The organism is Pantoea sp. NGS-ED-1003, assembly GCF_000738765.1.
Lineage (GTDB): Bacteria > Pseudomonadota > Gammaproteobacteria > Enterobacterales > Enterobacteriaceae > Pantoea > Pantoea septica.
This window is the reverse complement of sequence record NZ_JPQA01000013.1, coordinates 32,641-46,433: the sequence shown is the minus strand read 5'-3', so window position 1 is coordinate 46,433 and position 13,793 is coordinate 32,641. Positions and strand designations below refer to the sequence as shown.

Annotated in this window: 11 protein-coding genes; 6 read left to right on the top strand and 5 right to left on the bottom strand. The window is 59.2% G+C overall.

Going from position 1 to position 13,793, the window contains the following annotated elements:
* Positions 1-364 precede the first annotated feature (364 nt).
* On the bottom strand, positions 365-1,648 hold the full coding sequence (gene oxlT / locus JS46_RS21385) for an oxalate/formate MFS antiporter (protein WP_033755656.1): 1,284 nt from the start codon (positions 1,646-1,648) through the stop codon (positions 365-367).
* Between the two features lie 443 nt (positions 1,649-2,091).
* Between oxlT and JS46_RS21380 the strand changes: the two genes are divergently transcribed.
* The gene (locus tag JS46_RS21380) at positions 2,092-3,177 is read left to right on the top strand and encodes an aldo/keto reductase (RefSeq protein WP_033755654.1); all 1,086 of its coding nucleotides are present in this window, start codon (positions 2,092-2,094) and stop codon (positions 3,175-3,177) included.
* A gap of 151 nt (positions 3,178-3,328) precedes the next feature.
* Here the strand turns inward: JS46_RS21380 and malG are convergent, their stop codons facing one another.
* The 3 genes from malG to malE are packed head-to-tail and all read right to left on the bottom strand — an operon-like array spanning position 3,329 to position 7,011.
* Positions 3,329-4,219: a maltose ABC transporter permease MalG gene (malG, locus tag JS46_RS21375; RefSeq protein ID WP_033755652.1), complete on the bottom strand. Its 891-nt coding sequence runs from the start codon at positions 4,217-4,219 to the stop codon at positions 3,329-3,331.
* Between the two features lie 9 nt (positions 4,220-4,228).
* A complete protein-coding gene (gene malF, locus JS46_RS21370; RefSeq protein WP_033755650.1) occupies positions 4,229-5,761 on the bottom strand; it encodes a maltose ABC transporter permease MalF in 1,533 nt (510 codons plus the stop codon).
* A gap of 59 nt (positions 5,762-5,820) precedes the next feature.
* Positions 5,821-7,011, bottom strand: coding sequence for a maltose/maltodextrin ABC transporter substrate-binding protein MalE (malE, locus tag JS46_RS21365; RefSeq protein ID WP_033755649.1), 1,191 nt, complete (start codon positions 7,009-7,011; stop codon positions 5,821-5,823).
* A 362-nt stretch (positions 7,012-7,373) separates the two neighbouring features.
* Between malE and malK the strand changes: the two genes are divergently transcribed.
* The 5 genes from malK (at position 7,374) to JS46_RS21340 (ending at position 11,646) form a co-directional block, all read left to right on the top strand.
* Complete coding sequence (gene malK / locus JS46_RS21360) at positions 7,374-8,483, top strand: maltose/maltodextrin ABC transporter ATP-binding protein MalK (RefSeq protein WP_033755647.1); 1,110 nt, start codon at positions 7,374-7,376, stop codon at positions 8,481-8,483.
* A 41-nt stretch (positions 8,484-8,524) separates the two neighbouring features.
* Entirely contained in the window at positions 8,525-9,826 is a 1,302-nt protein-coding gene (locus tag JS46_RS21355) for a maltoporin (RefSeq protein WP_033755645.1), read from the top strand.
* A 118-nt stretch (positions 9,827-9,944) separates the two neighbouring features.
* A complete protein-coding gene (malM, locus tag JS46_RS21350; protein ID WP_033755643.1) occupies positions 9,945-10,859 on the top strand; it encodes a maltose operon protein MalM in 915 nt (304 codons plus the stop codon).
* Positions 10,860-11,002: 143 nt separating this feature from the next.
* On the top strand, positions 11,003-11,233 hold the full coding sequence (gene vapB, locus JS46_RS21345; RefSeq protein ID WP_033755641.1) for a type II toxin-antitoxin system VapB family antitoxin: 231 nt from the start codon (positions 11,003-11,005) through the stop codon (positions 11,231-11,233).
* A complete protein-coding gene (locus JS46_RS21340; RefSeq protein ID WP_033755640.1) occupies positions 11,230-11,646 on the top strand; it encodes a type II toxin-antitoxin system VapC family toxin in 417 nt (138 codons plus the stop codon). Before vapB ends, JS46_RS21340 begins: the two co-directional genes overlap by 4 nt.
* Before the next feature lie 71 nt (positions 11,647-11,717).
* On the opposite strand, the gene malQ is transcribed toward JS46_RS21340, so the two are convergent.
* On the bottom strand, positions 11,718-13,787 hold the full coding sequence (malQ, locus tag JS46_RS21335; protein WP_033755639.1) for a 4-alpha-glucanotransferase: 2,070 nt from the start codon (positions 13,785-13,787) through the stop codon (positions 11,718-11,720).
* Positions 13,788-13,793 lie beyond the last annotated feature (6 nt).

Genomic DNA, 13,793 nt, shown 5'->3' with positions numbered 1-13,793 from the left:
AAAAAAGCAGGGGTAAACTGCTGCAGATTTTGCGTAGCGTTGTCATTTTAAGGCACATTGGTTGCCTTTTTTAATGTCCGGACATCGTTTTAAAGAGGAAGACGGAGGGCAAATAGCGCTTTCACTCAGGATTCAGACCGGATCCGCATGATAGCGGGTTTAGGAAGGGATGTCGCTGGGTTTGTATAAGTCTTATTATATGAAGTTAGAAATTTAGCTCACCCATGATGGATAGTGAGCAGGAGGCACAGGCAGAATCAATATTCAACTATGCTGACAGTTTCAAATAAAAACCAATTCAATTAGAGGCCTAAAATTGCAGATTCAATAACAAATACTGAACCTGCAACTCACCGGCTTTAAATCAGGCTTTGGCTAAAAATCGCGCCCGCCAGGGCTTAAGTACCCATATGGCAAGTAAAGCACAGGCAATGTCCAGAGTAATGGCGCTACCAAATACTATGCTCCAGTTATGCGTATGCTGATAAAGCAATGCCGCTACGGGACCACCGAATATAGAACCAATACCCTGAGAAATATAGAGCCAACCGTAATTCTCCGTAGCGAAGCGAGTGCCAAAGGTGTCCGTTAAGGTTGCCGGGAATAAAGAAAATATCTCTCCCCAGCCAAAGAAAACTACGCCGGAAAGTAAAACAAATAACACAGGATCACTTTTACATAACAGCCACAACGTCATAGCAATGCCTTCAAGACCAAAAGCAAAAAACATCATTTTTTCACGACCAATACGATCGGAAATGTAACCACAAAAGGGTCGTGTAAGGCCATTCATCAAGCGGTCTATGGTCATGGCCAAGGGTAAAGCCGCCATCCCCAAAATTGTTATTGAAGTGATGCCAAAGTCTTCAGCAAATATAGCCATCTGTGACGTAACCATAAGTCCTGATGTAGACATCATGGTCATCATGATAAACATCAGCCAGAATATGGGCTGCCGTAGCATTTCTTTTGAGCTGAAACTTTTGGGAGCGTCAGCTGATCGCTGCCCTGCGCGCGATTCAATACTATCTTTTGGCATCCTTAGCCCCTGGCTGGCAATAAATCCAACGGATGCCATCATAATGCCAAACTGCCAAAACGTCTTTTCCAGTCCTGCTGTAGCGAGCGAGGCGGTGACGGGAAAGGTTGTTAAAATGGCCCCCATTCCATAACCTGCTGCCACCATGCCCGTTGCAAATCCTCTTTTTTCAGGGAACCAGCGAACCATTAATCCGACCACACCGATATAAACGATGCCCGTGCCAAGACCACCAATTACTCCATAATAAAGGTAGAGTTCAAAAAGCGAGTCAAGCCGTGAGACGAGCATCCAGCTAATACCGGCCATCAGCGTCCCGATGGTGATAAGCACGCGCGGGCCAAAACGGTCAATTAATTTTCCCTGAAGCGGGGAGAAAAACGTCTGAAGGATGATTAAAAGTGAAAAGGTGATCTGAATTTCTGCCAGTGGCGCGTGTAATTTTTCCATCAAAGGTCGGGTAAAAAGCGCCCAGACATATTGCGGGCTGGAGATTGAAATCATACACACCAACCCCAAAAAGAGTTGCGCCCATTTCTTTCTGTAGTGGGAAACCTCTACCTCTGATAATACTGAACTTGACATCATCACACTCCGGCTTAAACGCATTTTACTTTTTAAAGCATTTACCGTGCCATGCCTGATCAGAACGCTAATATCGCTGTTTTATAGAAATTTAATATACATGAGGAAGATTCTTGCCCTAAAATGTGGCGTCTCGCATCAAAAATGTGCGAGTGAATATATTTATAGCATTACCAGGGCTCATCTCCCCAAACAAACTGTTACGCAAAGTGATGGTTTACATGTTTATCTATTTTTTGCGCGAAAATATTGCGCATTTTAGCTAGCAGATCGTGATTTATTTTTTTTACAAATACCTTACTTCAGTTTTAATGTAGTTGTTACAAGGAAAAAATAAATTGCACCTTTGCTGACTTGCTTTTGAACAATTTGCACCCCTCCCAATCCTCTCCTACGCTTTCCCCCCTGAACACACAAAACCCATTGCGACTACGATCGCCTTTTTAAGCTGTAAAGGAGGAAAGTAAATGCAATACCGTAAACTGGGCCACTCGGGCCTGCTGGTCTCGAAATTCGTGCTGGGCACGGTGCCGTTCGGCGGCAAAGCGGGATTTGAAAAAACCGGCAACGTTAACGCCAGCGAAGCGCGCCGCTTTATCGATATCGCGCTGGATCACGGCGTTAATATGATCGACACCGCCGATCTCTATTCGATGGGCGGCGCGGAAGAGGTGGTCGGCGAAGCGCTCGGCGATAAACGTGACAAGGTCATTCTGGCGAGCAAAGCGCGCAGCCCGCTGGGCGATGGCCCGAATGAGAGCGGCGCCAGCCGTTACCATCTCGTCAAAGCGTGCGAAGCGAGCCTGCGCCGCCTGAAAACCGACCACATCGACCTTTATCAGATCCATAACTGGGATGGCGTCACCTCGGTTGAAGAGACGCTGCGCGCGCTGGAAGATCTGGTGAAAAGCGGCAAAATCCGCTACTTCGGCACCTTCAACTACACCGCCTGGCAGATGATGAAGACGTTAGGCTGCGCCAGCGAACAGCAGCTGCTCAAGCCCGTCAGCCAGCAAATCTACTACACGCCAGAATCGCGCGAAGCGGAGTTCGAGCTGCTGCCGATGGCGATTGACCAGCAGATCGGCACGCTGATCTGGGGGCCGCTGGGCGAAGGCCTGCTGACCGGCGCGGTCAGCCGTCACGGCAAAGCGCCGGAATCCACGCGTCAGGGCAGCGGCTGGCCGGAACCCTACGTCCACGATATGGAGCACGCCTATAACGTGATCGAGGTGCTGGAGCAGGTCGGCAAAGAGATTAACGCCTCTATCGCGCAGGTCTGCCTGGCCTGGCTGGCGGAGCGTCCCGGCGTCAGCGCGCTGATCGTCGGCAACCGCAGCGAAACGCATCTGCGTGAAAACCTCAATGCCTTCGAGCTCACCCTGAGCAATGAGCAGCGCCAGCGCATTGAACGCGTGACGCGTCCGGCGCCGCGCTATCCCTACTGGCACCGCTTCACCAGCGGCATGGACCGTATCGATCCGGCAGAGCAACCCTTCCTGGATGAGTACCGTCAGACCCTCGACGAACGTAAAGATCAGGCGCAGAAATAAGCCGCACGCTGGCCGCGCGATGTGGCCAGCCTTTATTTTTATGCCGTAAGCACCTCTTTCAGCACAAATAAAAACGGCGGCCCTAAGGCCGCCAAAAACCCTCAATTATGGTTAGTATTGAGGAAGCAGTGGCACTGCAATGATGAAGAGATTAGCCCTTAACGCCGCCCGCCGTCAGGCCGCTGACCAGCCAGCGCTGCGCCAGCAGAAACACCAGCGTGATCGGGATGGCGGAGAGCACGGCGGCGGCGGCGAAGTCGCCCCACAGATAGTTCTGCGGGTTGAGATACTGCTGCATCCCCACCGCCAGGGTGTAGCTGTTGACGTCCCGCAGCAGCAGCGAAGCAACCGGCACTTCCGTTACCGCGGCGATAAACGCCAGAATAAACACCACCGCCAGAATCGGTACTGAGAGCGGCAAGAGCACCAGTCGGAACGCCTGCCACGGCGTCGCGCCGTCCAGCGCGGCCGCCTCTTCAAGCGAGCCGTCGATGGTTTCGAAATAGCCTTTAATCGTCCAGACGTGCAGCGCGATACCGCCCAGGTAGGCGAAAATCACGCCGCCGTGCGTATTCAACCCCAGGAAAGGCAGATACTGCCCCAGCCGATCGAATAAAGCATAAAGCGCCACCAGCGAAAGCACAGCCGGGAACATCTGAAAAATCAGCATCCCTTTCAACAGGCTGGCGCGTCCGGCGAAGCGCATGCGAGCAAAAGCATAGGCGCAGGTGGTGGAAAGCGCCACTATGCCGAGCGCGCTGATGCTGGCGATCTTCACCGAGTTCCACAGCCACAGCAGCACCGGAAAGGGCGGCGGCGTGACGCGGCCGTCGGCATGGGTCACGCTGAAGCCCAGCGCCAGCCGCCAGTGCTCCCAGGAGATCTGCTCCGGGATCAGGCTGCCGGTGGCGAAGTTGCCCGCGCGCAGCGAGATCGCCACCACCATCAGCAGCGGGAAAAGAATCGCGGCGATAAACGCCAGCAGCAGCAGATGGGTCAGCAGCAGACGCAGCTTCTGCGATTTAGGTTGTACCATAGCCATAACGCCTCCTTAGTCGAACTTCATCCGCACGGCTTTCAGGTTAATCACCGCCAGCGCGCCCACCAGCAGGAAGATCAGGGTGGCGATCGCCGCCGCCAGACCAAAGTCCTGTCCGCCGCCCCCCTCGAAGGCGATGCGCCACGTATAGTTCACCAGCAGATCGGTATAGCCCGCCGGCGTGGTGGTGCCAAGGCGATCGGGGCCGCCGTTGGTCAGCAGCTGCACCAGCACGAAGTTGTTAAAGTTAAAGGCGAAGCTGGCGATCATCAGCGGCATCAGCGGCTTCAGCAGCAGCGGCAGGGTAATCAGAAAGAAATTCTGCATCGGCCCCGCGCCATCCATCGCCGAGGCTTCGTAGAGATCGTCTGGAATCGCCTTCAGCAGCCCCATGCAGAGGATCATCATATAGGGATAGCCCAGCCAGGTATTGACGATAACCAGCATGGCGCGCGCCAGCAGTGGGTCGCTGAACCAGGCGGGCTGCAGGCCGAACAGGGCGTTGAGCAGCACGTTGATCTCGCCGAAGCTCTGGTTAAACAGCCCCTTGAAAATCAGTATCGAAATAAAGGCCGGTACGGCGTAGGGCAGGATCAGCATCACGCGATAAATCGCTTTGCCTTTCAGCGCCTCCCACTGCACCAGACAGGCGAGCACCATGCCGACGGCGACGGTCAGCGCCACGGTCAGCAGCGAGAAGAGCAGCGTCCAGCCGAAAATCGCCAGGAAGGGCTTCTGGATGCCTTCGTCGGTGAAGACGCGCACAAAGTTCTTCCAGCCTGCGCCAACCGTAAAGCCCGGGCTGAGCTGCTCGCTGCCCCAGCTGCCGTCGGCGTTGACGCGCTGGAAGAAGCCGGTTTGATCGTTCGCCTGATAGATCTCGCCGCTCTGCTGATTTTTCAGCCGCTGGTCGGCGGTGAGCTGATAGAGCGGCCGCGTGCCGGAGAACTGCCGCAGCGAACTCATCACCAGTTCGCGACCGTCCGGCAGCCTGGCGCGGAGTTGACTGAGCGCCTGCCGGTTGCCGGTGACGACCTTCAGCGTCGCGCGCTGGCCCGCCGGCGGCGCGGCAGGGGTCATGCTGAGCTGCTGTTCGCCGCCAAAAGCGAACAGCGGCGAGACATAGCTCTCGCTGTCAGCGGAGAGCACCAGCTGCCAGCGATCGCCCGCAGGATAGAGCGCGAAGTTCATTCCCGCGCCGTCCTGATACTGACGGCTCAGCAACACCTGCTGCGCGCGCGCCTGGGTGAGCTGGTTGGTGCTGCTGTAGTTGGTAAAGGCGATCGCCACGGTACAGGCGAGGGGAAAGAGCACAAACAGCGCCATCCCGGCGAGACCGGGATAAACGTAGCGCCAGGCGTAGGCGCGCCGGTTAGCGTAGATCCAGATGCCCGCCGCGCTGACGATCAGCGTCAGCAGCGCAAACAGATATTCGCCCTGCGCATACATCAGCACCAGAAGGTAGCCGACCAGCAGACAGCAGATCCCGACGAGAACGCGCTTCAGCAGCTGGCCCGCGCCTCCTGTTTTCGGTTTTCCTGACATGATTCGGTGTTCCTTAACAACCAGTGGTAAGCCGGCGCGAACCGGCTTTGGGAGAGGCGTTACTTGTTCAGGCGCGCCTGCGCGTCTTTCAGTGCGGCATCGACGCTCTGACGTCCGCTCAGGGCGTTAAGCGTGGCGGTGCGCATCGCATACCAGAAGGCCGCCATCTGCGGGATATTCGGCATGATGTCGCCGCTACGCGCGTTGTTCATGGTAGCGGCGATGCGCTCGTCTTTTTCCAGCGCCTGCTGGAACGACTTCAGCGTGACTGCGCCCAGCGGTTTGTCTTTATTCACCGCGTCCAGACCGGCATCGGTCAGCAGGTAGTTCTCAAGGAACTCTTTCGCCAGCTCTTTATTCGGGCTGGCGGCGTTGATGCCCGCGCTCAGCACGCCGACGAAGGTTTTCGACGGTTTGCCGTTCAGGGTCGGCAGCAGCGTGACGCCGTAGTTGATGCCGCTCTTGTCGATATTGCTCCAGGCCCAGGGACCGTTAATGGTCATCGCGGTCTGGCCTTTATTGAACGCCGCTTCGGCGATAGAGTAGTCGGTGTCGGCGTTGAGGGTTTTGGCTTTAACCTGATCGACCAGGAACTGCATGCCCGCTTTCGCGCCGGCGTTATCTACGCCGGTATCTTTGACGTCGTAGCCGCTGTCGCTCTTTTTAAAGGCGTAAGCGCCGCCTGCAGCCAGCAGCGGCCAGGTGAAGTAGGGTTCCTGCAGGTTGAACATAATGGCGCTCTTGCCTTTGGCGCGCAGCTGTTTGTCGACGGCCGCCATCTCTTCCCAGCTTTTCGGCGGGTTAGGCAGCAGGTCTTTGTTGTAGATCAGCGACAGCGATTCCACTGACACCGGGTAGCCGATCAGCTTGCCGTTAAAGCGCACCGCGTCCCAGGTAAAAGGAAAGAGCTTCTCCTGGAAGCTTTTATCCGGCGAGATCTCCGCCAGCAGCCCCGACTGGGCATAGCCGCCGAAGCGGTCGTGCGCCCAGAAGATAATGTCCGGGCCGTCGCCGGTGGCGGCCACCTGCGGATATTTCTCTTCCATTTTATCCGGATGCTCGACCGTGACTTTAATGCCGGTATCCTGCTCGAACTTCTTACCCACTTCGGCCAGCCCGTTATAGCCTTTATCGCCGTTGATCCAGATAACCAGTTTTCCCTCTTCGATCTTCGCGATTGCCGAGGCCGAAAACAGCATGGCCGTAAGGGCGGAAAGGGCAAAAATGCGTGCGCCGGTTTTCATTGTCATAACTCCATCCTGTTAGCGGAAACGGAAATCGTTTTCCCGCACATTGTGACCATCCGCCGCTGCTTCTCATCCTCCCGCGCTCTACGCCTGCCGACGCTAAGCCGTGATCTCCGTTGCAAAACCGGGCGGTTATCACGGTCTGGCGCACACTCCGGTCGCCGCGACTCTGCGCAGTCGATCACAAAAAACCGCGCGCCGCTGCCGTTACAGGGAGAGGCGCGGCGATCTCCTCCTCCTCTCTCATCCCCCAGCTAAAGCGCCTGCGGCGGAGGATGCGCGCGCCCGGAACCTTTCCCATAGTGGACGCCGGAGTCTGCCTGCGGCGATGCAGGCAAGAATGAGCAAGCGGAGAGGAAAGCATCATGGCGAGCGTCGCGTTACGCAATGTCACCAAGGCCTGGGGCGACACCCTGGTCTCGAAGGACATCAATCTGGAAATCGGCGAAGGAGAGTTTGTGGTGTTCGTCGGCCCGTCGGGCTGCGGCAAATCCACGCTGCTGCGCATGATCGCCGGTCTGGAGACCATTACCCGCGGCGAGCTGCTGATCGGCGGCCAGCGAATGAACGAGGTGCCGCCCGCCGAGCGCGGCATCGGCATGGTGTTTCAGTCCTATGCCCTCTATCCGCACCTGTCGGTGGCGGAAAATATGTCTTTCGGCCTGAAGCTGGCGGGCGTCAGGCGTGACGAGATCCAGCATCGCGTTAATCAGGTGGCGGAAGTGCTGCAGCTGGCGCATCTGCTCGACCGTCGGCCCAAAGCGCTCTCCGGCGGTCAGCGCCAGCGCGTGGCGATCGGCCGTACGCTGGTCGCCGAGCCGCGCGTCTTTTTACTCGACGAGCCGCTCTCCAACCTGGACGCCGCGCTGCGCGTGCAGATGCGCATCGAGATTTCGCGCCTGCACAAGCGCCTGAAGCGCACCATGATTTACGTCACCCACGATCAGATCGAGGCGATGACGCTGGCGGACAAGATCGTGGTGCTGGATGCCGGGCGCATCGCCCAGGTCGGCAGGCCGCTGGAGCTCTATCACTATCCCGCTAACCGCTTCGTCGCCGGATTTATCGGCTCGCCGCGCATGAATTTCCTGCCCGTTAAAGTGACCGCCACCGCTATCGATCAGGTGCAGGTCCGCCTGCCTAACGATCAGCGCATCTGGCTACCGGTCGAGAGCGCAGGCGTCCAGGTGGGCAGCAATATGTCGTTAGGCATCCGACCTGAACACCTGCTCTCCAGCGATATCGCCGACGTCACGCTCGAGGGCGAGGTGCAGGTGGTCGAGCAGCTCGGCAACGAAACGCAAATCCATATCCAGATCCCCGCTATCCGTCAAAACCTGGTTTACCGCCAGGAGGACGTCGTGCTGGTAGAAGAGGGCGCCCTGATGGGCATTGGCCTGCCACCGGAGCGCTGTCACCTGTTCCGCGAGGACGGGAGCGCCTGTCGCAGGCTGCATCAGGAGCCTGGTGTTTAGCCCTGCAAAACAATAAAAGCAATGATCTCAGGAGATAGAAAATGATAACTCTGCGCAAACTTCCCGTCGCTATCGCCATCGCGGCGGGCACGATCTCTGCCTCGTCGATGGCGGTCGACTTTACCGGCTACGCCCGTTCCGGCATCGGCTGGACCGGCAGCGGCGGCGAACAGCAGTGCTTTCAGGCTACCGGCGCGCAAAGCAAATACCGTCTGGGCAACGAATGCGAAACCTACGCCGAACTGAAGCTGGGCCAGGAAGTGTGGAAAGAGGGCGACAAAAGCTTCTACTTCGACACCAACGTCGCCTATTCAGTGGCGCAACAGAATGACTGGGAGGCGACATCCCCCGCCTTCCGCGAGGCGAACGTCAAAGGCAAGAACCTGATCGACGCGCTGCCGGGCTCCACTATCTGGGCCGGTAAGCGCTTCTACCAGCGTCACGACGTGCATATGATCGACTTCTACTACTGGGATATCTCCGGCCCGGGCGCCGGTCTGGAAGATGTAGATCTCGGCTTCGGCAAGCTCTCTTTCGCGGCGACGCGCTCCTCAGAGGCGGGCGGCTCCTATACCTTCTCCAGCGATCGCATCCGCGATTACGCCACCAGCACCGCCAACGACGTCTTCGACGTGCGCCTGGCCGGACTGGAAACCAACCCGGACGGCGTGCTGGAGCTGGGTGTCGATTATGGCCGCGCCAACGCGCGCGACGGCTACCGTATCGAAGACGGCGCGTCGAAAGATGGCTGGATGTTCACGGCGGAGCATACCCAGAGCATGCTCAAGGGCTACAACAAATTCGTGCTGCAGTACGCCACCGATGCGCTCACCTCGCAGGGCAAAGGGCTGCCGCAGGGCACCAACATCAACAACAACGGCAGCATGTACCGCGTCCTCGATCACGGCGCCATCTCGCTCGCCGACCGCTGGGACCTGATGTACGTGGCGATGTACCAGAACACCGATCTGGACAACAACCGCGGCACCGAGTGGTACACCGTCGGCGTGCGCCCGATGTACAAATGGACGCCGATCATGAGCACGCTGCTGGAAGTGGGCTACGACAACGTGAAGTCGCAGCAGGTCAGCGAACGCAACGGCCAGTACAAAATCACCCTCGCTCAGCAGTGGCAGGCGGGCGACAGCATCTGGTCGCGCCCGGCGCTGCGCCTGTTCGCTACCTATGCCAAATGGGATGAGAAGTGGGGCTACAGCAAAGATGCCTCCGGCGATCTGACCTCGCTGGCTTCCGCAGACAGCACCGGCAACGGGCTCTTCACCAACAGCCGCGGCGACAACGATGAGTGGAGCTTCGGCGCGCAGATGGAAATCTGGTGGTAAACCCTACCGACCTGTAACGCAAACGGCCGCCGTGCGTTCAGCGCACGGCGCTTTCTGAGCAGCCGCGGCCATTGCCTGGCTTCAGCGGCTGTCCGACAGCCTGTTGAGAATATAAAAAATGAAAAAGAAAACGCTTACCGCACTCTGTCTGAGCGTCGCGCTGCTGACGAGCCTCGCCCTGCCAGCGCATGCTGAAATTAACCTGGTGCCGCAGGATCTCTCCGCCGCGCCGACGATCCCGACCGCGAGCCTGCAGCGACTGAGCTGGCAGCCCGTCGACACCTCGCGCCCGCAGAGCATCTCGCTGTCGCAGAGCGGCACGCAGCTTGACGTCAGCGGCATCACCGGTCCGGTCGCCGCGTTTAGCCTGCCTGCCAGCCAGGGCGAGCTGACGGTGACGCTGAGCAGCGAAGTGTCGCACAATCAGGTATTCGCCCCCAATGTGCTGGTGCTCGACGAGAATCTGCGTCCCGCCGCCTGGTTCCCGAGCCGCTTTTTTACCTATCAACAGCCGGGCGTGATGAGCGCCGACCGCCTGGAAGGGGTGATGAAGCTGACGCCGGCGCTGGGCCAGCAAAAAATCTATCTGCTGGTATTCACCACCGCGCAGGATCTCGGCCAGACCACCACGCTGGTGGATCCGGCGAAAGCCTACGCCAGAGGCACCGGCCATGCGGTGCCCGATATTCCCGATCCGGTCGCGCGTCACGGCGTGGACGGCAAAATAAAGCTGAAAGTCTCCACCAGCTCCGCCTCCTCGATTCTGGTCGGCCCGCTGTTCGGCTCCTCAGGTCCGGCGCCGGTTACGGTCGGCAGCACCCAGCCGGTTGCGCAGGCGGCGGCACGCACCGCGCCCGCCGCGCCGTCGGCGCCGCTGGTGGACGATACCGAAAGTTACTTTAATCAGAGCATCCGTCAGGCGGTGGATCAGGGCAATATCGATAAAGCCCTCAAGCTGCTGGACGAGGCGGAACGCCTGGGTTCGACGTCGGCGCGCAAAACCTTTATCAGCAGTGTTAAAGGCAAGGGGTGATGCTGCCCCGACAGTGCTGAGTTGCCCCACCTGGTGCGCTACGGCGCACCTTTTTTTATGGAAAAATAACGTATGAAGGGCGGTTATACATCACGCCTTCCCCGGCATATTCTTGGCATATGTAAGGATGGGAGGACAAAAAAATGCGTACGGTATCGATATTCAAAAACGGTAATAAGCGGGCGATTCGCCTGCCGCGCGATCTCGATTTCGACGGCGTAAACGAACTGGAGATTATTCGCGAAGGCGACTCTCTGATCCTGCGACCAGTCAAGCCGAGCTGGGGGTCATTTCGCGAGCAAGAAAAGGCTGACGCCGATTTTATGACGGAGCGTGCAGACGTTTTCAGCGATGAAGGGCGATTTGAGCTGTGATTAAAACCTATATGCTCGATACAAATATCTGCTCTTTTATTATGCGGGAACATCCGGAAGCCGTACTCATGCGGCTGGAGCAAGCTGTGCTGCGTCGTCATCGAATTGTTGTGTCGGCGATAACCTATGCGGAAATGCGGTTTGGCGCTGTTGGCAAGAAAGCGTCGCCTCGCCATGTACAGCTGGTTGAAGCGTTCTGCGCGCGCCTGGATGCCATTCTGGCCTGGGATCGCCATGCAGTGGACGCAACTACAGAAATCAAGCGTGCGCTGACCGCTATTGGCAGGCTCATTGGTCCGAATGATACCGCCATTGCCGGGCACGCTATTGCGGCTGACGCCATGCTTGTTACCCATAACGTCAAGGAATTTGAGCGCGTGTCAGGGCTTGTTTTTGAAGACTGGAGCAAATGATCGCCTGACGGTGATGGAAATAGCGCAGTCCATAATCGTCAGCCCGCGCGCGGCGGGCTAACGTCTCTCTTCTATTTCATCCCCTTTCTGCCGCGATCCACCGCCGCCAGCAGCGCATCGACCGCCGGATCGCTGAACATCTCCTCCAGCGTCGCGCTGAGCTTGCGCCGCCAGTTAGGCCAGGCGTCGACGGTGCCGGGCACGTTTACCGGCGTCGTCATATCCAGCCACTCTTCCGGCTGCAGGCCGAGCAGGGCGCTTTGCGTGTCGGCCAGATAGCCCAGAATCGCCTGGCTGAGCGCGCGAGTCATACGCGCGCCGCCCCGCTGAAAGCGCCGGCGCGGGGGCAGCGCGCCGCTGCGCAGCAGGGTCTGCAACAGCGCTTTCCTTGCCGCCTGCCTGTCGCGATACAGCCCCGCTAGGACATCCTTATCGGGATAGAGGCCCAGCTTGCTGCCCAGACGAAGATCGTCGCTGCGCCACCAGCCGCGCAGCGTCGGCATATCGTGGGTGGTGGCGACCGCCATCGCCTGGCGCGGCCACTGCCCCGGCGCGCGGAACGCCTGCTTCGACGCCTGCTCGAAATAGAGCACCTTGTAGGAGTAGACGCCCGCGTCCCGCAGTTTGTCGACGATCGCCGCCGGCACGGTGCCTAAATCCTCGCCGATCACCATACAGCGGTGGCGCTGACTCTCCAGCGCCAGAATTGCCAGCAGCGCGTCCACCGGATAGTGCACATAGGCGCCTTCCGCCGCGCTTTCGCCCTGCGGGATCCACCAGAGGCGCAGCAGCGCCATCACATGATCGATACGCAGCGCGCCGCAATCCTGCATGCTGGCGCGCAACAGGGTGATCCAGGGCTCAAACGCGCGCGCGGCCATCACCTGCGGATCCATCGGCGGCAGCCCCCAGTTTTGCCCCAGCGGACCGAGAATATCGGGCGGCGCGCCGACGCTTGCTTCAAGACAGTAAAGCTCCCGCTCGCGCCAGGTTTCCGCGCCGTCGCGCGCCACGCCTACCGCCAGATCGCGGTACAGGCCGATCGCCATCTCATGCTGCCGACAGCGCTGCCAGCACGCCGCGAACTGCCGGGCCGCCAGCCACTGCAGCCAGAGATAAAAGCGCACCTCATCGCTCTGCTCAATGCGAAATGCCAGCACGGCGGCGCTGTCGGGATGCTGAAAGGCGTCCGGCCAGCTTTGCCAGCCGTGACTGTCACCATCCTGCTTACGTTGCTCGGCATGCAGGGCGTCAAACAGGCCCTGGCAGAGCAGGCTGTCGCCGCCCGCCTCGACAAAATCCTCAAACGCCGCCGCCTCCGCGTCATCCGCGTCGCGCAGTCGAAACGCCTGCCAGGCCAGCCGTAAGCCCTCCAGCTTCAGGCGCGTCACGGCAGGGTAATCTACCCATTCCGCGCGGCGCGCCGCCTGCAATGCCTGCTGGGTCGCCTCAAGACACCACCAGGCCCGCGCCGCCTCGCTCTGCTGAAAGTCCGGCACCGCGTTGACGTCGATGTAGAGAATATTGAGCCAGCGGCGCGACGAAGGACTGTACGGGCTGGCGCTCTCTGGCTCGGCGGGAAACAGGGCGTGCAGGGGATTCAGCCCGACAAAGGCGCCGCCGCGGCGCGCCGTCTCGTCGATCATCTGCCGCAGATCGCCAAAGTCGCCGATGCCCCAGTTATGTGCCGATCGCAGCGTATAGAGCTGGATGCAGCTGCCCCACAGCGATTCGCCCGCCAGCAGCGCGGGCGGCTCATAGCAGCGCGGCGGCGCGACGATAACGCAGCAGCCGTAGCGCTGCGCCTCATGCTCCAGCGTCAGCTGGTGGTAGCCGTCCGGCAACGGCGGCAGCGTCAGGGTTTCGCCCGCCGCGCAGCGGCCTGACCAGCACGCGCCCCCTTCGCTGGTCAGCTGCCAGCTGGCCGCGCTGAGAAGCACCGGCGAGAGCGTCAGCGGCTCGCCCTGGCGGAAGATGGCCGCAGGCGGCAGCGGAGACGCGCCCGCGTTCTGAGGCTGCATCAGCCCCAGCAGACGCTCGCGGGTCAGCGTGGAGACCTGCTGCGGCCGGCCGTGGGCATCAATGTAATCGGGCGCAATCAGGCCGTCTGCGGCGCGATCGAGATGATTTTTCGGTTTCATGGCGTT